This window comes from Anabaena sp. WA102 (assembly GCF_001277295.1).
GTDB lineage: Bacteria > Cyanobacteriota > Cyanobacteriia > Cyanobacteriales > Nostocaceae > Dolichospermum > Dolichospermum heterosporum.
Genome location: NZ_CP011456.1, coordinates 2353286 through 2375037, shown reverse-complemented (window position 1 = coordinate 2375037; position 21752 = coordinate 2353286). Strand labels below are relative to the sequence as shown.

Genomic DNA, 21752 nt, shown 5'->3' with positions numbered 1-21752 from the left:
TTGCTTGTGTGAAAGACACTACTTGAGTTAAGAATTGTTTAGAACTAGCAATACTTTGTTGTACAGTTGGTAGTATGCCGTATAGTTACGGAATTTAAGCTGTCAATGAGCAAACCACAAATTGCCATCAGATTATCTCCATCTGTCTCTACTGCAAGAACTCATGTTGAGCTAACTGGCACGTCGAAAACTTACAGCGGTTTCCGCTTTTATGAGGTACATCTTAGCCCCCTCATCGCTTGCGGGGAGGGGGTTGGGGGTGGGGTTCTTGTACCTCATAACATCGGGAAGTGCTGTATGTGGTTGTGAGTGCAATTAGTCAGTATCTTGACTGTACTGACAATGTACCATTGAATCAAAGGATGGCTGAGTTGGAAAAAAGGCTCAGGGAATTAGAATCTAAATTTGACGAGAGGTGTTTTTATGGATGATGTCTCTTCTAAGCTCATAGCAATTTCCCAAAATGTGAATGACTGGCTGAAGTTTGCAGAGGCTAAGAATGGTATTCTTTTGGCTTTTTCTGGCACTGCGATTACTGCTACTATAACCATTTTATCCACAGCACAAAGTCTGCCTAATTCATTAAAAATTGGGTTATTATTAACAACAATTATTCTTTGTATTTGTGCTTTAGCTTGCTCCTTATCTTTTTTACCTAGAACCAATTTAGAGCGTATTTTAGGGTTGCGACGTAACTTAAATAATACTAATCCAGATAAAGATAATTTATGGTTTTTCGGACATTTGCATAAATACAAGCCAATTGAATTGTTAGAGGCACTGAATAAGCATTATTTTGACAGTAAATTAAATAATATACCTTACAAAAAAGAATATCAAGATATTGCTGCACAAATAACTGTGAATGCTGAAATTACTTTTCTGAAATTTCGGATTTTTACCTATGCAATATATGTTTTGATTGCTGCTATTTTGGTAATTCCCTGTTTTGTTTTGCTTAGTTTGGTTATTTATCGTCATTTGTAACCATCGAGATATTTTATGTCATCTTCGTCTACTAAGATTAAACTAACTGTAGTTCAACTTGATCTGGTTAACTCATCAAAGTCTTTTCAAGATATACACAATAAATACAATTTAGGTGCTGAGGCTCTAGCAATATTTATTAAACAAATTGAAGACATTATTTCTACAGCTTTTAATCAATCAATTGAAAATCGAAAAATTAAAACTCACCTTACCAAAATTGAAACTCCTCTAGCAGATGGTTGTAGACTTACATTTGAATCTGTTGAAAATGCCTATGATTTTGTGAAAATATTTTGCGAAATAGTTGACAAACGTAACCAAAAACCTGGTATAGATCAGTGGTGTTTTCGCATTGGTGCAGCAACAGATGATATTGTTTATGATCCTGAACGTCCTAATCAAATGATTGGAAATGTTTTCATGGTAGTTAAAGAATTGGAATCTGGTGCATTTCCTGGTTGGTTATTTGTTGATAAAATGACCTATAATGAACTTTCTCAAGATAAGTTCTCTAAACAATCTTTTAAAAATAAACATGATGAGTTCAGAGAGGCTTATGGTTATCCAATGCTTGAGAATTATGTACAACCTATTAAACCTATTATATGGACAGATGACGACAACAAACAAGTATTAATTAAAATTCTTCAAGATGTATTTACAGAAGAAGAATTAAAAACTATATGTGAAAATAATACGAGTAAACTGAAAGGAAATCCTTATGATGCAATTACTGGGAATACAGTTAATGCTAGATATAGTTCTTTAGTTAATCATTTAATTAGAAAAGGACTAATAGATAGTTTTTTAGACATACTTTGTAAATCCAGTGAACACTTTGCTGATTTAGTAAAATCTTTACGAGGATAAATTATTTTTTTAGTAAAACATAATGAATATGACTGACGAACAAAAACAAGTATTAATTAAAATTCTTCAAAATGTATTTACAGAAGAAGAATTAAAAACTATATGTGAAAATAATACAAGTCAACTGCAAGGAAATCCTTATGATGCAATTACTGGGAATACAGTTAATGCTAGATATAGTTCTTTAGTTAATCATTTAATTAGAGGAGGACTAATAAATAGTTTTTTAGACATACTTTGTCAAGACAGTGAACGCTTTGCTAATTTAGTACAATCTTTGCGAAGTCAGACAACAATTCAAAATGCAAATAATATTGTTGATTATCTTTTTGTTATTGTAAAACCTCAAACTAATCAAAAGTTTTACATAGAAGCACAATTGGCACGTTTTATTAATAATCAAACTAAACAAAAAAAGGATGACTATGAACTTCCAATTCAAATACAACAACCAGAAGATGGTTGCGAGAAAAAACATATTATTGGTGTTTTAGATAAAATTATCCAAGAGATGTACAAAACAACAAGAGATCATGATATGCAATTATCTAGACTACCAATTATAGAATTATTTTTACCCATTAATCTTTTAAGCGAAGGTTTTGATAGTAGAGAAATTATGGATGAGTGGGGTAAAAAAACACCAATTGGTAAATTATATCCTGTAATTATACGTTCTTATGATAGATTTTTACACAATGAGAAAAACAAAGCAAGATTAAAACTTGCATGGCAACCACAATGGGAAAGTTTAGAAAAAATTATTAATGATAATAATGCTCAACAATTTATAAATATTATTAAAAATAATAACACTTATGTTAGGTTTATTGATGACCCATTACCAAATCAAAAAAAAAGAATTGAGTTATTTCAAGAAATTTTGTCTAAAGGTTTTCCTTTGTGTTTATGGACTAGATATAAAACAATTGATAATAATGTAGTTAAAAAATTTGAAACAATTTTTGCTATAGACTTGAATGATACAAATAATTTTTGCAAAATATATAGGATCTATCAAAACATTCATGATATTCGGATAAATAACATGAAAACAAAAAGTGACTTTGGTTACAATTTAGGAGTATTATTTGATCATGATAAAATACCAACGGGAGCAAATCAACTAATATCTCCTAATATGGCTAGATTAATTAAAAAGGAGAAAAACAATGACTGAACATCAAACAGAAAACAACTCACAAAACAACAAAGACTGGTATTTATTCTATGGTGATGGACAAAATCATAATATAAATATCAAGGAAAAAATGAAATCTCCTCCACCTTGGCGGAAATTTTTAGAAATTCAAGGTCAAGAATTATTAGAAGTTGAAACCCGGTGGAAAAACATTCAAGAATTAGCCAACTCTTGCGAAAATAAAAGAGGTCAAGAAAAAGGTGAAAGATTTCGCGTTTCTAGTCAACTAACCGCAGGAAATGATGATGATAGTGAAGACAATCCTAATATTAATAAAATCACAGTATTAGATGCGGTTAATGCTGCTATATTGTTACGAAGGCCGCTTTTAGTTACAGGAAATCCTGGATCTGGTAAAACTTCTTTAGCTTATGCGATCGCTCATGAATTAAAATTAGGAACTGTATTAAGTTGGCCTATTACTTCCCGTACTACCCTCCAAGATGGATTATATGCTTATGATGCGATCGCCCGACTTCAAGATTATCAACTATCTAAAGACAATCAAACCCAAAATAAATCATTTGATATTGGCAATTATATCACATTAGGAGCATTGGGTACAGCATTTTTACCATCTCTTTATCCCAGAGTTTTATTAATTGATGAAATTGATAAAAGTGACATCAACTTACCTAATGATTTATTACATCTATTTGAAGAAGGTAAATTTTCTATCACTGAATTAGTCCGTTGGGCTGATACTTCTCATACAGAAACATCTAAAATAGAAGCAAATAGAACTGTAACAGTGCGGACAGAAGATGTAAACATTAAAGTTACAATTAACGCAGGTAGAGTACATTGTTCAGAATTTCCCATTATTATTATGACTAGTAATGGAGAAAGAGACTTTCCTCCCGCATTTGTGCGGCGCTGTTTACGGGTAAGAATGCCTGATCCTGATCCAGAATATTTAAAAAATATCATTGCATCTCATTTTGATGGTGATAGTTATGAAGAAACTAAAAAAGCAACAAATGATCTCATAACAGCCTTTAGAAACAAAGAAGCAACAGAACGGGCAACAGATCAATTATTAAATGCTATTTATATGAGAAATAACCTGAATCCTGAATCTTTTACTGAAGATTTACAAGAGTTGTTGTTTAAATCCTTATCTGATACTGATGAACAATAAAAATATCTCTTGTGGTACAGGCATCTTGCCTGTAAAATATAAATAGTAAAGGATTTTAAAACCATGAGTAGGCATCTTGCCTGTAAAATATAAATAAATAAAGGATTCTAAAACCATGAGTAGGCATCTTGCCTGTAAAATATAAATAAATAAAGGATTTTAAAACCATGAGTAGGCAATTTGACCAATTCATCACCACATTAGAAAAAAAATTAAATCTAACTGGTACAGAAATTGCCGAAACTCTCTGGTTAGCACAACAAACTTGTACTCATGTTTCTATTGATAAAAAACCAACTCCACAGAAACAACCACCAACAAATAATGAACTTGAAGATATACCTCAATATATACCGCCACAAACCCCAAACCTAAAAACTCCACCAACAACACTCATTGAACGAAAACCACCTCAAATTCCTATTTTTACCAAAACATCAGATTCCTATCCCGATAGTGGTTTATCAATAAATATTCCTGATGTTTCCTCCCTTCCATATCCCCGCAAAATTGCTAAAGCATTACGTTCTTTAATTCAATATATTGCCTATGGTAAAGCAGTCTTATTAAATGAAAAAGCCACCGTCGAACTTATGGCTGAATTAAACGGTATTTGTATTCCTATTCTTGAACCACGCAGAGAATTAAAATTTGATTTATTATTCCTTATAGATGAAAGTGATTCTATGATTTTTTGGCAACGCATTATCAAAGAATTACAACAGATTTTCAAACATTATGGCATATTTCGCAATATTCAAACCTTTGGCATCCTCAAAGATAATCAAGGAAAGATTTATTTAAAACAAGGAATAGGTAAAAAAAGATATTCTCCTCAAAAATTAATTGATCCTACTGGTCGTAGAATTATCTTCATAGTCAGTGATTGTGTTAGTGAAATTTGGCGTAATGGCACAGCTTTTAATCTATTAAAGATTTGGGGAAAACATAATATTGTCGCCATTGTGCAAATGTTACCGGAAAGAATGTGGTTAAGAACTGCCTTAAGTTCAGGGGCAATGGTACAGTTAAATAGTTCAGCTTATACAGTTGCAAATCGTAATTTATCTATTAAAGAAATTTTAATTTGGGATGATATTAATTTTCACAAATCCATTAAAGTTCCTGTTTTTAGTCTCACACAAGATTCTATAAAAACTTGGAGTAAAATGGTTATATGCAAAGGAACTATTGGTGCTGGTGGTTTTGCCTTTTCAGACATAGTTAAACAAGAAAAACAACAAGAACCACAAACACAAGATATACCTCAAATATCATTATCCAATGAAGAACGAGTATATCAATTTCGCATCAGTTCTTCACCTCTAGCCAGAAATTTAGTCAGTTTATTAGCATCTGCACCTGTAATTAATTTACCTGTAGTCCGATTAATTCAAAAAAATTTCCTACCTCAATCGGAAAAAATAGTTCATGTCATAGCTGAAGTATTCTTAGGAGGAATTTTAAAACCCACGAAAGAAATTACACCAGATACCCATCCAGATTATGTTGAATATCGCTTTATTGATGAAGAAATAAGAGATATTTTTCTTCAAGATAGTTGCCAAATGGATTCCGAGCAAATAATTAATAAAATTTCTGAATATATTGCTAAACAACTGGGGAAAAATCGCAAAGAATTTCAGGCTTTACTTAAAAATCCACAGGAATTAGAAAAACTCAAAAACGAAAAAAATCTTCAAAACTTAAATTTTGAATATTTTGCTACTATTACTGTCAAAGTTTTAAAACGGTTAGGAGGAGCTTATGCTCTGCTTGCTGATGAAATTGAACAATCGCAATATTTACAAAGTGATAATAACAATCAAGCATTCTTTGAATTTTCCTTTGAAGTCGCAACCATCACCATCACCAATCTACAACCGTTTAAATTTGAAGTAGCCACCATTGAACCAAAACAAACAGGTGGCTTCTTAGGATTCGGACAAAAAACAGAATTAATAGTTAAACGTCGTCGTCAACAATCTCAGTATTTTATCGAAAATTTGGAGAATAGAGTCCAGTTAGAAATGGTAGAGATTCCAGGGGGTAGTTTTCAGATGGGCGCTCCGCAAACAGAAAAAGATAGCAGTGATAGTGAACGCCCTCAACACCAAGTGAATGTTCCCACCTTCTTTATGGGCAAATACCCAGTGACCCAACCACAATGGAAAGCTGTAGCTGCACTTCCACGAGTCAACCGTGAACTAAAACCAAATCCATCTCATTTTAAAGGTGATGGTTCGACTTCGCTCACCAACCATCGTCCTGTTGAGCAAGTTTCTTGGTATGATGCGGTGGAATTTTGCGATCGCCTTTCTCAATATACAGGTAAAACCTACTGCCTTCCCAGTGAAGCTGAATGGGAATATGCCTGTCGAGCGGGGACTACTACACCGTTTCACTTTGGAGAGACGATAACAACGGATTTGGCTAACTATAATGGCAATCAAACTTATGGTCAAGGATCTGAAGGAGAATATCGAGAAAAAACAACAGAAGTAGGGAGTTTTCAAGTAGCCAATAACTTCGGATTATATGATATGCACGGAAATGTATGGGAGTGGTGTTTGGATGACTGGCATGATAATTATCAAGGAGCGTCCACAGATGGAAGTGTATGGTTTAATAGTGATGATAAACTAAACGACAAGTCAAGACGTGCTGTACTGCGGGGCGGTTCTTGTATCGACAATCCTCCTAGCTGCCGTTCCGCGTCTCGCCTCTTCATCCGTAGGGTCGAGCGCGGCAGCGTCAACTTCAGTATTGGTTTTCGTGTTGTTTGCGCTGTTGGGAGGATTCTTCAGTAGCCCTTTATACTTTTCCTCTTTTGCCCTTTGCACTTGTTCTTTTACCCTTTGTTAGCGTAGCGATTAAAAATTTTTTTTGCAAAAATGGTCTATGAGAATGCCAAAGGGGAGCGTTAAAATTTTTTTTCAAATCAACCTTGGGTAGAAAATAATCGAATCATAAATTTCAGCAACTAAGAATTAACTAAACACAAATGTCAATAATAGTTATAAACCGGACACGGAAGACAGGAAAATATTATATAGAAGACTTGGGTAATGGTATTCAATTAGAAATGATAATGATTCCTGGTGGTACTTTTATGATGGGTTCACCAGAAACAGAAGAAGGTAGCACTGATGATGAACGTCCTCAGCACCCAGTCACTATCAAAGGCTTTTGTCTGGGTAAATATCAAGTCACACAGGCACAATGGAAGGCTGTAGCTGCATTTCCACAAGTAAACCGTGAACTAAAACCAAATCCATCTTATTTTACAGGTGATAATCGCCCTGTAGAGCAAGTTTCTTGGTATGATGCGGTGGAATTTTGCTCACGCCTTTCTCAATATACAGGTAGAACCTACCGTTTACCTAGTGAAGCTGAATGGGAATATGCCTGTCGAGCGGGGACTACTACACCATTTCACTTTGGAGAGACGATAACAACGGATTTGGCTAACTATGATGGTGGAAGTTCTTATGGTCAAGGATCTGAAGGAGTTTATAGAGAAGAAACAACAGAAGTAGGAAGTTTTGAAGTAGCTAATAACTTTGGCTTATACGATATGCACGGCAATGTCTGGGAGTGGTGTCAAGACCATTGGCATAGTAACTATGAAGGTGCGCCAACAGATGGAAGCGTATGGTTAAATAATGAAAAGGGTACTAACATAAAGCTGCTGCGCGGTGGTTCGTGGGACTACGATCCTGACTATTGCCGTTCTGCTTATCGCGGCTCCGACTACCTCGCTCTCAACAACCTCAATATTGGTTTTCGGGTTGTATGTAGTGGTGCGGCGAGGACTTAATAGCACTATGCACTTTTGCCCTCTTGCTCTTTTCTTGTCTTATCCCTCTCGCGTAGCGAGAAAATTTTTTGTCAGAATCAGGATATCCACCGATTAAAGGATGAACAGGATGAAACCAGGGATTTTATATTGTCAGCTTGCGACGTATAACTAACAACCGGAATTTTAGTCGGTTTCAACCGACTTCAGCTATGAGACAGAGAATTCATTCTCTGGCGTTGTTGATACTAACTTTCATTCTCTAGCATTGTTGAGACTAACTTTCATTCTCTGGCATTGTTGATACTAACTTCTTGGTTGATTTTGTCAATAAATTTAAAAAAATACCCAAAAATTTCTTGTGGTGCGGGACGAAAAGCCCGCTAATCATCAAGGACAGGCAGGATGCCCATCCCACAAAATTTGGCTTAGGGGTAAAGCAAAAGCTGATATGTGTCAACTTAAGCTCAAATCCCTACCACATCTCGTTCCTAGTCTCTGACTAGGAATGCAGTTGATGAGGCTCTGCCTCTAATATCATTGAAGGCAGAGCCTTCTAGAATTCATTCCCAGTCAGAGACTGGGAATGAGACGACTTGAGGTTTTTCGTAATTTTGTAAAAGTCCGTGTCTGAACCGTGTTTAGTATATATGTTTCAATCTGTTTTTTTTTGATGGTTTTGGTTCATATTCGGTATTCATAATAAGTGTTGATGCAGTTCCACTTGATTAAGTATGATTACAACACCTTACACTGTCCATAATGCCTTAATAGATGATCACATAAAACTAAAGCCACCATCGCATCAACCATTGGTACAGCACGGGGTAAAACACAAGGATCATGTCTTCCTTTTCCTGCTAAAACCGTTTCTTCCCCTTCCTTCGTTACGGTTTTTTGTTCCTTTCTAATCGTAGCTGTTGGTTTAAAAGCCACGCGGATAATAATGTTTTCACCGTTGGAAATTCCCCTTGAATTCCGCCTGAACGGTTAGTTACTGTGCGAATTTCCCCATGTTCATCAATATAAAATTCGTCGTTATGTTCAAAACCTGTTAATAAAGTTCCGTCAAAACCAGAACCGATTTCAAAACCTTTACTTGCGGGTAATGACATTACCGCCTTTGCTAAATCTGCTTCTAATTTATCAAAGACTGGTTCGCCTAAACCCTTGGGAACATTCCGCACCACACATTCAACGACACCACCGATGGAATTACCATCTTTACCAGTTTGTTCGATTAAGGAAATCATGGTGTTGGCAATTTCGCCATCTGGACAGCGGACGATATTGCTTTCGACATCGGCTAAAGTGACAGTATTGGTATCAACAACCCCTTCTAAATCTTTAATTCGCTTGACATAGGCGATTACCTCTACACCTGCAACTTGATGTAAAATCTTTTTAGCGATCGCACCAGCAGCAACTCTACCTATTGTCTCACGGGCTGAGGATCTGCCACCACCTTGCCAATTTCTCAAGCCATACTTAGCATCATAGGTAGCATCTGCATGGGAAGGGCGATATTTCTGCGCCATCTCATCATAATCTTCGGGACGAGTATTTTTATTTCTGACTAAAATGGCAATGGGTGTTCCCAGAGTTTTTCCCTCAAACACCCCAGATAGAATCTCACAGGTGTCAGCTTCTTTGCGAGGAGTAGTAATTTTACTTTGTCCCGGTCGTCTTCTATCTAACTCAAATTGAATTTCCTCAGCGGAAATTTCCAGTTGTGGGGGACAACCATCAATGATCACCCCCACACCGCCGCCGTGAGATTCGCCAAAAGTAGTAATACGGAAAAGATGACCAAAAGTGCTGCCCATGATGTTCAGGAAATACAGACTGGAATATTTATTTTACATGGAGTTGGGCGATCGCAAAGCATGACCGAGGAATCGCTCATGAAAAATCCCAAATTTCCCAGGACATCAGTTATCTTAAAGACTTTCATCTTCTCCCCTTGTCACCTGTTAATAATCGAGTCTGACAGTTAAACTGTTAGAAGAAAACTATAATTTCTAGACTTGACAATTTCCGCCCAAAAAAGCCATAAAGGGTAAATATTATGAAAAATTTGCACAAAAAAGCTTTGATAAAACAGCAGTTGCTAGGTTCATCTCCGCGTCACGTTTTAACAGGAGTCATAGCCGCCGGATTGATGACATTACCCGGCATGATTGGTGGTAATCCCGTCTTAGCGCAACAAAAAACCGAGCGAAATTCCTTAACCTATGGTGAATTAATTCAAAAAGCCAGTAAAGGAGAAGTTAAAAAAGTAGAGTTAGATCAAGCTGAACAAACAGCTAGAGTTTATTTAGTGGGACAAAAACGCGATACTCTGCCTTTACAAGTACGTCTTCTAGATCAAAATGCGGAATTAATTAATAAACTTAGAGAAAAAAAAGTTGATTTTGGCGAAGTTTCCTCCGCTGGAAACCGAGCCGCTGTCGGCTTATTAATTAATCTCATGTGGATTTTGCCCCTAGTGGCTCTCATGTTATTATTCCTGCGGCGTTCTGCAAATGCTTCTAACCAAGCCATGAGTTTTGGTAAATCTCGCGCACGGTTTCAAATGGAAGCGAAAACAGGCGTAAAATTTAATGATGTGGCGGGAGTCAAGGAAGCCAAAGAAGAATTGGAAGAAGTTGTCACTTTTCTGAAACTTCCAGAAAAATTTACAGCGGTAGGGGCAAAAATTCCCAAAGGTGTCCTATTGATTGGACCACCAGGAACAGGAAAAACCTTACTCGCCAAAGCTATTGCGGGAGAAGCAGGTGTCCCATTTTTCAGTATGTCTGGTTCGGAATTTGTGGAAATGTTCGTCGGTGTGGGTGCTTCCCGTGTCAGAGATTTATTCAAAAAAGCCAAAGAAAATGCCCCTTGTTTAATATTCATTGATGAAATTGACGCAGTAGGTAGACAACGGGGTGCAGGTATTGGGGGTGGAAATGATGAACGGGAACAAACCCTTAACCAACTATTAACGGAAATGGATGGGTTTGAAGGGAATACGGGGATTATTATTATTGCGGCTACCAACCGTCCAGATGTCCTTGATTCGGCTCTATTACGCCCAGGACGCTTTGATAGACAGGTAATTGTGGATGTTCCCGATTTGAAGGGAAGACAGGAAATTTTGACAGTCCACGCTCATAATAAGAAGATTGATCCTAGTGTATCTTTAGAAGCGATCGCTCGCCGCACCCCTGGCTTTACCGGTGCAGATTTAGCCAATTTACTCAACGAAGCCGCCATTCTCACCGCCAGAAGACGCAAAGAAGCCGTTACCGACTTAGAAATTGATAACGCCATAGATAGAGTAGTCGCCGGTATGGAAGGAACTGCTTTAGTAGACAGCAAAAACAAACGCCTGATTGCTTACCACGAAGTCGGACACGCTTTAGTAGGAACTTTAGTTAAAGGTCATGATCCTGTACAAAAAGTTACACTCATTCCCAGAGGACAAGCGCTGGGGTTAACTTGGTTTACTCCCAATGAAGAACAGGGTTTAATTTCCCGTTCCCAAATTTTAGCCCGCATTGCCGCAACTTTGGGTGGTCGCGCGGCTGAAGAAATCGTGTTTGGGAAAGCGGAAGTTACCACAGGTGCAGGAAATGACTTGCAACAAGTTACCAGTATGGCACGACAAATGGTAACGAAATTTGGAATGTCCGATTTAGGTCCAGTTTCCTTAGAAAATCAAAACAACGATGTGTTTTTAGGACGGGACTGGATGAATAAATCTGAATATTCTGAAGACATTGCAGCGAAAATTGATCACGCAGTCCGGGAGATTGTTAACCGCTGTTATATTCAAGCTAAAGAAATCATTCAAGAAAACCGGTTAATTTTGGAACGGGTAGTTGACTTGTTGATAGAACAAGAAACCATTGAAGGTGATGTTTTCCGCACCATTGTAGCTGATAATACAGCCATTAAAGTAACTAATGAGCCAGTAGCCGTAACTTATTAGTTGAGGTTCAAAAATCGGCGTTGCTGCATTGAGGTATGAAATTCAATTGAACCTTTGAAACTCCTACCTTTGCGTGAGACTAAAATTCATACCATTAATCAGCAACGCCAAAAAATTCTTGTAAGTAGGTGAACACAATAAAACCAATCTGTGTAAAGAAACGTAAAATCGCCCAAACCCTCTTCACTGTTGCCTCTTGCCTCTTGCCTTTTGCCTTGCCATAACGACGATTTTCAATGCTAACCTACTTAGAGAAGTTCCATGGAACGTCTCTACTTTTTTCTGATTAATAAAAATATCAAAAAGATTGTTCCAGAACTTTTTTAAATGGTGGTTTAACATTATAATTAGTATGAATTTTATCTCGCACCATCACCTCAATAACTGTATATGCAAGATCGTGAAAAAATGATCTAGAAGATCCGATTTCCCCAAATGTACCCCATTTAAAAGAAATTTCACCAGAACCAAATATTGAACTAATTCCCGGTTCTTGCAACTTCAATTTTGCACCATTAAAAACACTATCTGCATATTCTTCTGGTATCCCAACTTTCACCACATCTAATGATAATGCCAGAGAAGAATTAACTTCCCGTTCAACTTCAGTGGAAACCGCCACTTTCAATACTAATTTACCAGAATTATTAGGCTCAAATGTAGCCCCCAAACAGCCATATAAAAACCTAGCTCCTAGAGGTGCTAATATCTCTATCATCACTTCTTTTTTAGAGAATAAACCAATCTTTGCATTTTCCAGGATGACTTCTATCTTTTCATCTACAACAGGATAGAAAACAGGTCTAAAATCTCCAGGAAAATAAAATGATTCGTTATTCCAAATCCGAGCTTTTCCGGTTATACCTAAATCTAATACTTTGATCATGAGTCAATCCCCCAAGCTTTTCGCCAATTTCTGTTAAAATCTTCTGGGTAAGCTTTAATTACTTCAGGATGATATAAACTGTATGGTGATACACTATAATGTGCTATAGCCATAGGATGTGCCGTATACCAATCATAACCTTTTTCCATGAGTTCCGCTTCTTTTAGTTCATGAAAGTAGAAACTAGCATCAGAATTGCATATTTTCTGTCCCAAATCTAAAGCGTTTTGAAGTCTATCAATCATTTTTTGACTTGGTAAGAACTCATCAAACTTACTGATATGTTTTCTAACTAGCTCAACTTTTTCATGTTCAACATCATACTCTTGATTAGTTAATGTTCCAAAAAACATTTCATCAGAATTTACAGACAAAAGAACGACCCACTTTTACCTAACTTAATTGCACTGTCTCAGCATCAGCATAAATAATAACCGTACTTTACACAAGGCATTCTCTAACCTGTCCATAAAAATCTCACCATAGTGGGATTTAGGGGCAGATAAAAGCTAAAATAAGCAATTGGAGAGTTAACCGATGCCATGTTTGATATATTGCCTTTTCGCTTTGAGTTAGATACAGTTGCGATCGCTGGAGCTTGTTTATGGGCTTTAGCGTTATATGTGAGTTTTTCCCAAACCAGACAATGGGTAACGACACAACTCAACCGCTGGTTTAATTTTGCTGAACGTTTCCTCTATACCAGTCAATCAGAATTTGAAAAGACTCGCAAAGCCAGAGAATCGCAAAATTCCTTTTATGCTTCACTATTTAGCATTTTCCCATTTTTGATATTTGGTAGTTTATCTAACTGGGTTCTAGATATCAGTTTAGGTAATAGCTGGGGAATTAGTATGGGTATACTTACTTGTATTGGTGCTGGTGTGTATGAATTAGGACGCGGACAAGGGGAAGAGTAAATTTACGTACCTTCAATCATAGTTATTTCCGCATCAGTTAATTCATACAGTTCATAAACTAATTGATTGATGTGTCTATCAGTAGCTTGAATTTGTTGCTGAATCATCTTTTTTGCTGGGGGTGTATTCACCTCATTAATTTTTTCATGCAGAGAAAGCATTTGTTGTACTAAATTAACAATTAAATCATGTTTTTTCTTCTCTGGAATTTGAGAATTATCAATAACTTTAATAGGAAGATTGCGAATAAACCGAGATTCAAAACTGTAGTAACCACCTCTCATAGATGTAGATGATTTTTTGAGATAAAATTCTAGGACTTTGCTATTTAATAACCCTAAAATGTATTCCCATGAATAATTAGATTTTACTAAAATTCCATATCCTCCAGCGACACCACCTGTAAAAAAGATTTCCCCTGTTTTATCCCATGTAAATGATGAACCTGTAGCAATATCAGGAGTAAATATTTTTGGTAAAGCCATGACATTTAAAGCTTGAAATCTACTATATCCATACCAATTTTCTCCTAACATCTTGCTATTTTCTCTACTTTCTAAATAATTTCTATTATCTAGTAAATAATTCCAGGTTGAAGGATATTCTTTTTCAAAGATATTCATAGAAATTAATTCCATTGAACCATTATTTTTAAGCATATAGGGAAAAATAATCAACTTATTGGTTTTAGACAAATAATATCTTTTACTATCACCACCTTTGATTAAAGGATGTAGTAACTTAGATTCTAACCAATATGCTGTTTGTTTCTGTTTAGAAAAAACTTGAATTAAATTATCTTCCCGTGATAATTCTTCTACGATATATATTTTATCAGCACTGGTTTTAATTCCTTGAAAAATCCTCTCTGTTACATCTTCTAGTGTAGATTTAATTTGTTGTAATTTGGTAAATATTTTAGCATCTTCTCCCAGAGTAAAATTCCATTCTGAAGATGAAACTAATAAATGATTAATAATTCCTGTTTGACCATTATTGTGGATTTTCCAATCCATTAAATCAATGACTTTTTCCATTTCTAAATCAGATTGTTGTGATTTTTTCAAAAAAAGCAAACAAGTATAAGTTGAAACCTTGGGGAAAACTTGTTGATCTCCAAAATGCACTATTTTATTCAGATATTTACCCTCAGAAATTAACTTCCTGATAGACTCTCCATATTGAGCATTAAAAAACTTATGAGGTAAAATAAAACCTAAATAGCCATCTTTTCTTAATAACTCCAATCCCTTTTCCACAAAAATAACATAAATATCATAATTTCCCTTACTAGCAGAAACATATTGTTTTTTATAAAATTCAACTTCCAATGCAGCCCATTCTTTTAAAGCTTGAATTCTAATATAGGGAGGATTACCAATAACTACATCAAAACCACCTCGTTTCATAATAGCAGAAAAAGCCAATTCCCAGTCAAAAATATTAACCCTATACGCCGTATCTTCGTCCAAACAATTTAATTGAGTATGTTGATAAAATTCTCCATCTATCAAGGAATTACCACATTGAATATTATGATCTAAATCAGGTAAAGCCCTTTCCTTGAATAACTGTAATTGTCTGGTAATTGTTTCTCCTGATTCTCCCTCCAATACCTTCAATAACAAAGATAACTTAGTCGTTTCTACCGCTTGTTGATCAATATCAACACCATAAATATGAGTTAACAGAATCTGCTTTCTTTCACTTGCACTTAAACGCCATTGATGATCCGAAATTTGATAGAATTTATTTTTGTATTTCTTGGGATTTTGCAGATATTGTTCTAAATACCAATCTAGGATAAATTGATAAGCCACAATTAAAAAAGAACCCGAACCACAAGCAGGATCAAGAATTGTCATATCTTGGATTTTTTCTGGTTTCTTATTTTCTAAAACCTTACCAATAGTTTGTTTAATAATATAATCAACAATGTAACTAGGAGTATAATAAACACCTCCAGCTTTTCTTACTTCCGGTTTATCTTCAATAACTGCTTGACGACTTGCAGATATTTGAATGACTTTCCCTAAAAATTGTTCATACACTTGTCCCAAAATTTCCACAGGAATCACAGAAAACTCATAAGGACTTTCTGGAGGATAAAGTTTTCTAATAATTAAGGTTAAAATAGAATCATCTATAGTTAAATTCAAAGTAAAATCATCAGGATTTTCTCGTCCTTTTTCATCTTGAAAATGGAATAAACCAGAATTATAGCGATAATCTGCATTAATAAATAACCGCCCTAACTCTTGATAAAAATTTTCAAACTTTAATAAATTATATAACTGTTGATAAGGTTCAATTCCCCTATCTTCACAAATGCGTAAAAAGACAATTCTATTAATTGTCATTTGCACAGCAAAATTCAACTCTCTTTGTTGAATTTGCGGATTTCGCCAAACAATATTAGCAGCTAAATTTTCTCGCCAAACTTCAATTTCTTGGAGAAATTTTTGATCAACAGTAATCCCAGACTTAACTTTAGTTTCTGCAAACCTTTCTAAAGAACCATTTAACACAGCTTCCTTAGAAAAAAGATTATAAATCTCTGCCCATTTATCAATATATTCTGTATAATTAAAATGTTTGATTCTAGCCACTGATGCTGAATCATTTTTATTGGGCATAATTCGACAGTCATAAACTGCAAATTCTTCAAAATCTGTTAAAATACTTAAAGCTAACTTTGCAGACCAGCCATAACGTCTCACTTGAAAAGCAGCACTCATATTTTGACCCACATTAACAGCGGGTTTTTTCGCTTCCACAAAAAACTTTCTGACTCCACCAACCCGAAAACTATAATCAGGTGCTTTGGCTTTATTTGCATCACTAATTTTTAAAGAATCTTCATGAACAACATCTTTATAAATATCAGAAATTTGTCGTTCATTGCCAATATCCCATCCTAAAGCAGCAAACAAAGGATTAATAAATTCGATTCTAGTTTGTGTTTCATTAATTCCCCCCGCCCGATACAATTCTATCGAAGAGTGAAAATGTTCAACCAGTTGAACAATACTATCAGGTGCTTTCATATTTTCAAAATTCCAATTTTATCTAAATCTATAAGAGACTTCCAAATAAAAAAATGTCCCAAAACTGATGCAGAAATTCTCTCTCTGTGTACTCTGTGCCTCTGTGGTTCGTTTCTTAGGATAATTTATTTCTTGGAAGTCTCTAATAACTCTTCTTTCACCAAAATAGCCAACTTCTGTGCAGCCCCACCTTCACCTCTGACACTGCGTAATTTATCCCGTATAGCCTCTAATTTCTCTGGATTTGCTAACAAATCTAAAATCATTTCTCCCACTTCTTCAGGTTGCAATTTACCTACTAATTCCGGGACAATTTCTGCTTGCGCCCAAATATTTGGCCAAGCAAATAAACCCTTACGTCTCAACACCCACCAATTAATTAATTTAGCAAAACCAGAACCTACTCCCGGTAAATTTGCCAATACTCCTGGTAAACCATCCCAAGAACGCATTGCATCTAATTGTTGAGTTGGTAATAGGACAATCATCGGTACAGCTAAAGCACCTAATTCTGCGGTATTTGCACCAACTGTAGTTAAACAAATAGAACATTGAGATAATAAATCATAAACTGGATTTTCTTGTTTTAATTCCACGATTAATCCAGTAGGAGTTACAAGAAAATTACCAGATAAAGATGCACCTTGAAAACCAAACGCTTTTGTAAATGAATTAGTTTCAGGATTAGCAAAATTAGCTAAAGTTGGTAAATCTAAAGTTGGTGCGACGGGAATAAAAAACTTCGTTTTCGGGTTTTGACGATAAATATATTCAGCAATTGCTAACATTAAAGGTACACCTTGGGTTAATTTTGCAGATTTTGACCCCGGTAAAATTCCAATTAGTTCGACTTTAGATTGAAGATTTGCAATTTTAGGTGTGATTTCATTCTTTGCTGCTTCTAACATCAAATCACCAACAACAGTGAATTTATCAGCATATTTAGCAGAGACATTTTTCGCAACTTGAGCTTTCATAATGGCAAATTTATCTATAAAATTGTGCCAACGCGCTTCCCATTCCGCATAAACTACAGTTTTATATCCTAATTTTTTACCAATAATCACCGGAAAAATTTGATCACCACCTAAAAATATGACTACACCTTGATTTCTCCATTCCCAATTTTGCGCGGTTTTTCCCCACAGTAAAAATTGCCAAAAATATTCAGGTGCTTGAACTCTATCAACCTCTGGATAACCCAACGCTATATCAGTTTCTTTACCACTAGCATGGGGACAAGGTGACAATATTACAGAAATTCTCAGTTGAGAAACATCATGTCCTAATTCTTCCCTCAATGCTTTAACAACAGGACGTACCCAGGTTGTCACCTCCCCAGGTCCATTGGAAAGAATGAGAATATCTACGGGTGTAGTCATTTAATTATTACCTAATGAGTTATAAAATATGATTATACTTATATAGGACTCCTATTTGATTTTTGATAGCTTGCGTGGCGTAGCCATACAAGACTCAGTAGGTATCAATTCTGTCTTTCCTGTTCCCTGTTCCCTGTTCCCTGTTCCCTGACCACACAAGTAAATTCACAGAATCAAACCGGATTCCTATATAATGAATTAAGGCAACAAAACTGAATCTCGAAATTAAAATCTCAATTAGATATAGTGACAAAGTATCTAAAGTTTTGTATCGTGGTTAATCAAATTCATAACAAAATCAAATAACAATGTATCATAGTAATTAGTAGCGTAAATGTGCAATGCTTCCCTTCCTGTTTTCAAAGGAGATCAGGTAAGCTACGCCCTGATTTACTAATAGCAGAATGTGGCAGCTTTGACGGGTAAACCTAGTTGGGTGATACTGATGTCTAAGGAAAAAAAAGGTAATAAAGAAGTTAAAAAGCCTAAGAAAGATCCCAAGGACAAAAAAGAGAAAAAAGACCCAAACAGATATGATGGTTTAGGTAAGTAATGAAGAGCAAATTCATAAAAGTTTCTGGTAGGGTATAATAAGGGTTTTAGAGATTTAATGGGGTTATCTGTATACATGGATAATCCCATTTGATTTCCATACTTATCGGTTAAGCTAAAAAAAATTGATTCAGCAGAATATAATTTTACCTCACGCAGAGGCGCAGAGACGCAGAGAGTAAAAAGGCAAGAGTGAAGAGGGTTTGGGCGATTTTACTTTTCTTTACACAGATTGGTTTTATTGTGTTCACCTACTTAATGTATTAATTAGTTAGTTTCTATGGGCGAGTTTAGTTTGATTTTATTCACTCAAATGGTAAAATTATGACGACCCTTCCAGGGCAAAAAGGTAGTTTGGCATTATTTTGAGTATAATAGCATTTAAACAGAAATTATTATTGTTCTGATTGAGTTGCAGTAACTTGTGTATAAGTACAACTAGAAAATTAGTAACTTGAATTAGGATTGTTTTAAATATCAGTAACACGGTAATAGGTTATAACTCATGGGAGATGGTTTTTTTCAATTACCAATCCCAATTTGTTGTCTTTTTAGCCCAACTGCTATGATAGCTACCCACAATCCCGCTGTTTTTGTTTTGGTGGTTGAACCAGATGAAACTTTAGCTAATCAATTGGCTGGTGATTTGCAAGAAGCTGGCTATGATGCCATTGTGACTCATGATGCAGCCAATGGATTAAAATACTGTAGCGGTGCTTCCAGCAATCAAACCCATCGCCAACCTGCTTTAATTGTTGTAGACCGAATGCTTGTCGGTGAATCAGGACTATCTTTATGTAAAAATCTCAGAAATATTGGCAATCGTTCTCCGATACTGGTTTTGATGGCTAGAGACACCGTAGATGATCGCATAGCTTGTTTAGATGCTGGTGCTGACGATTACATCCTCAAACCTTACCGTTCGGAAGATTTTTTAAAGCTGATTCGTCTCTATCTCAAACCAGATGTTGATACCACCGAACAATTACGCTTTGGTGATTTGATTTTGGATATAGGAACCCGCCGGGCTATTTACAACAGTAAGGTCATTGACTTAACCATGAAAGAATTTGAACTCTTAAAGTTCTTAATGGAACATCCCCGTGAAGTATTAACCCGTGAACAGATTTTAGAAAATGTTTGGGGTTACGACTTTATGGGTGAGTCCAATGTCATTGAAGTATATATTCGTTACCTCCGACTCAAAATTGAAGAAGAAGGTCAAAAACGCCTAATTCAAACTATCCGCGGTGTAGGTTATGTACTCAGAGACTCGTGACATACTCCAAACACTCCCTTATGCCTTGCGGCACGCTTGCGCGAACAGGTGAGTGTGTACTTCTCAGTGAATTTTCTTTGAAGACATTAACTGAGCTTTAAAGCCCTATGCCCTAGGGACTTTTGGACATAATTTTTAACTTTTGTAATAGGCTGCTTTTGGTGCATTTAATTTGGGTTACACCTATCACCTAGCATTAATTATATCAGATACTTGGAGAAAAACAAAAAAGTGTTCGTTCCGCACTTCGTGCCGCTGCGCTAACATCGACCAACATTGCTGATTTCCCTATGCTCAATTTTGCTCGTTGGTCAATTCTTCACTCGCGCGTGCTTATTCATCTCATCACCTCCCTATCGGGTAGGTGAGAGGCTTCTACTGTTTAAGCTAAAATCCATAAAATCAGAAATAATATCTAAATTTGTGGGCAATTTTGCAGAAATTAAGTAAGATGGTCAGAATCTAAATTGCAGTAAATAATTTAATAGGCAAGAGGCAAGAGGCAAGAGGCAAGAGGCAAGAGGCAAGAGGCAAGAGGCAAGAGGCAAGAGGCAAGAGGCAAGAGGCAAGAGGCAAGAGGCAAGAGTAAAGAGTAAAGATAGATTTCTCCCCTACTCCCCCTACTCCCCCACTCCCCCCACTCCCCCCACTCCCCCTACTCCCCCACTCCCCCTACTCCCCCACTCCCCCACTCCCCCACTCCCCCACTCCCCCACTCCCCCACTCCCCCCACTCCCCCACTCCCCCACTCCCCCACTCCCCCCACTCCCTATACGAGTTATGATTTCTTGGCTTAGTTTATGTTCAATATTACTTAGTATCCTGCTCATGGGCTGTTCATTACCAACCACAGCTAAATCTCCAGCCGTAACACCAGAATCATCAACCCAAACATCAGTAAATGCTGGTCAAAATTTGCCAATTTCGGCTGAAGCTACTCTGCCTCGAAATATAAAAATTCAGTTAGAAGTAGCACGAACACAAGAACAACAACAAATGGGTTTGATGTATAGAAAGGATTTACCAGATAACCGAGGAATGCTGTTTCTTTTTCCGAACGCACAACCAGTACAATTTTGGATGAAGAATGTACCCGTTGCGTTAGATATGGTATTTCTCCGGCAAGGTGTGGTCCAGTACATCCAAACATCTGCTCCTCCTTGTGACATAGAACCTTGCCCCACCTACGGTCCTAATGTCCTGATAGATCAAGTAATTGAACTTAGGTCAGAACGAGCCAAAGAACTAGGTTTAAAGAAAGGAGATCAGATCAAAATAGATTTCCTAGTTCCTGGTGCTATTCCATAAACAGAATCAAGATTGACAATAGCTCTATGCACTTGAATAAGATACAAAATCTCTGGTAGAAGCCATACCACAAAAGACTTTTAACTTTTAACTTCTGACTTCTGCTATAGCAACAATTCTATGTAAAAATAGCATAAGTCTTTATGCTGAATTTTTATCTGGTACAAAATTATTTTTTTGAAAAAATACTACCAAACCTGGCATAAATAGTAGTAAAGAGGTTAATATTTATCAGTAGCCTAAATAACATCAGATTTTAGTTTTTCCAGTTAAAATCACGACTTTTAAAATTAAGTAACAAAATCTCCCTTTTGGCGCAAGTGTAAATAGTCGCCAATAGGTGAGTATAAACTATAAAATCTTTGTTACTTAAATCAAAACAAAAAACTAGAGGATGTTAA

The 21752-nt window shown here is 36.1% G+C and carries 15 protein-coding genes and 1 pseudogene; 11 read left to right on the top strand and 5 right to left on the bottom strand.

Translation table 11 applies throughout. From position 1 onward, the window contains the following. Positions 1 to 423: 423 nt before the first annotated feature. The 6 genes from AA650_RS10270 to AA650_RS10245 all read left to right on the top strand — a co-directional run bounded on the left by AA650_RS10270 (position 424) and on the right by AA650_RS10245 (position 8022). Complete coding sequence (locus AA650_RS10270) at positions 424 to 987, top strand: Pycsar system effector family protein (RefSeq protein WP_053538949.1); 564 nt, start codon at positions 424 to 426, stop codon at positions 985 to 987. A 15-nt stretch (positions 988 to 1002) separates the two neighbouring features. Further along, a complete protein-coding gene (locus AA650_RS10265; protein ID WP_053538948.1) occupies positions 1003 to 1860 on the top strand; it encodes an EAD6 domain-containing conflict system protein in 858 nt (285 codons plus the stop codon). 28 nt (positions 1861 to 1888) lie between these two features. Then, complete coding sequence (locus AA650_RS10260) at positions 1889 to 3040, top strand: EAD6 domain-containing conflict system protein (RefSeq protein ID WP_190383197.1); 1152 nt, start codon at positions 1889 to 1891, stop codon at positions 3038 to 3040. Further along, entirely contained in the window at positions 3033 to 4202 is a 1170-nt protein-coding gene (locus AA650_RS10255) for an AAA family ATPase (protein ID WP_053538946.1), read from the top strand. Before AA650_RS10260 ends, AA650_RS10255 begins: the two co-directional genes overlap by 8 nt. Before the next feature lie 167 nt (positions 4203 to 4369). Then, positions 4370 to 7012 carry a formylglycine-generating enzyme family protein gene (locus AA650_RS28680; protein WP_053538945.1) on the top strand — a complete coding sequence of 881 codons (2643 nt, stop codon included), beginning with the start codon at positions 4370 to 4372 and terminating at the stop codon, positions 7010 to 7012. Positions 7013 to 7206: 194 nt separating this feature from the next. Further along, positions 7207 to 8022, top strand: coding sequence for a formylglycine-generating enzyme family protein (locus AA650_RS10245; protein WP_053538944.1), 816 nt, complete (start codon positions 7207 to 7209; stop codon positions 8020 to 8022). A 717-nt stretch (positions 8023 to 8739) separates the two neighbouring features. Here the strand turns inward: AA650_RS10245 and aroC are convergent. Beyond that, a pseudogene (gene aroC / locus AA650_RS10240) lies at positions 8740 to 9827 on the bottom strand (chorismate synthase). Between the two features lie 242 nt (positions 9828 to 10069). Here aroC and ftsH point away from each other — a divergent pair. After that, entirely contained in the window at positions 10070 to 11977 is a 1908-nt protein-coding gene (gene ftsH, locus AA650_RS10235; RefSeq protein WP_053538943.1) for an ATP-dependent zinc metalloprotease FtsH, read from the top strand. A gap of 298 nt (positions 11978 to 12275) precedes the next feature. Here ftsH and AA650_RS10230 read toward each other — a convergent pair whose 3' ends face one another. After that, positions 12276 to 12863, bottom strand: coding sequence for a hypothetical protein (locus tag AA650_RS10230; protein ID WP_053538942.1), 588 nt, complete (start codon positions 12861 to 12863; stop codon positions 12276 to 12278). Further along, the gene (locus tag AA650_RS10225) at positions 12860 to 13237 is read right to left on the bottom strand and encodes a hypothetical protein (RefSeq protein ID WP_233455474.1); all 378 of its coding nucleotides are present in this window, start codon (positions 13235 to 13237) and stop codon (positions 12860 to 12862) included. The genes AA650_RS10230 and AA650_RS10225 overlap by 4 nt, the downstream gene beginning before the upstream one ends. Before the next feature lie 168 nt (positions 13238 to 13405). On the opposite strand from AA650_RS10225, the gene AA650_RS10220 reads away from it, so the two are divergent. Further along, positions 13406 to 13783 carry a hypothetical protein gene (locus AA650_RS10220; RefSeq protein WP_053538941.1) on the top strand — a complete coding sequence of 126 codons (378 nt, stop codon included), beginning with the start codon at positions 13406 to 13408 and terminating at the stop codon, positions 13781 to 13783. Between the two features lie 2 nt (positions 13784 to 13785). On the opposite strand, the gene AA650_RS10215 is transcribed toward AA650_RS10220, so the two are convergent. Further along, entirely contained in the window at positions 13786 to 16830 is a 3045-nt protein-coding gene (locus tag AA650_RS10215) for an Eco57I restriction-modification methylase domain-containing protein (protein ID WP_053538940.1), read from the bottom strand. 125 nt (positions 16831 to 16955) lie between these two features. Further along, the gene (locus AA650_RS10210; RefSeq protein ID WP_053538939.1) at positions 16956 to 18212 is read right to left on the bottom strand and encodes a hypothetical protein; all 1257 of its coding nucleotides are present in this window, start codon (positions 18210 to 18212) and stop codon (positions 16956 to 16958) included. Positions 18213 to 18618: 406 nt separating this feature from the next. Here AA650_RS10210 and AA650_RS27805 point away from each other — a divergent pair, with 406 nt between their 5' ends. The 3 genes from AA650_RS27805 to AA650_RS10190 all read left to right on the top strand — a co-directional run bounded on the left by AA650_RS27805 (position 18619) and on the right by AA650_RS10190 (position 21351). Beyond that, on the top strand, positions 18619 to 18765 hold the full coding sequence (locus AA650_RS27805) for a hypothetical protein (RefSeq protein ID WP_157749952.1): 147 nt from the start codon (positions 18619 to 18621) through the stop codon (positions 18763 to 18765). 564 nt (positions 18766 to 19329) lie between these two features. Next, on the top strand, positions 19330 to 20043 hold the full coding sequence (nblR, locus tag AA650_RS10200; protein ID WP_053541244.1) for a response regulator transcription factor NblR: 714 nt from the start codon (positions 19330 to 19332) through the stop codon (positions 20041 to 20043). Between the two features lie 780 nt (positions 20044 to 20823). Continuing rightward, entirely contained in the window at positions 20824 to 21351 is a 528-nt protein-coding gene (locus tag AA650_RS10190; protein ID WP_053538937.1) for a DUF192 domain-containing protein, read from the top strand. The last annotated feature ends 401 nt before the right edge of the window (positions 21352 to 21752 follow it).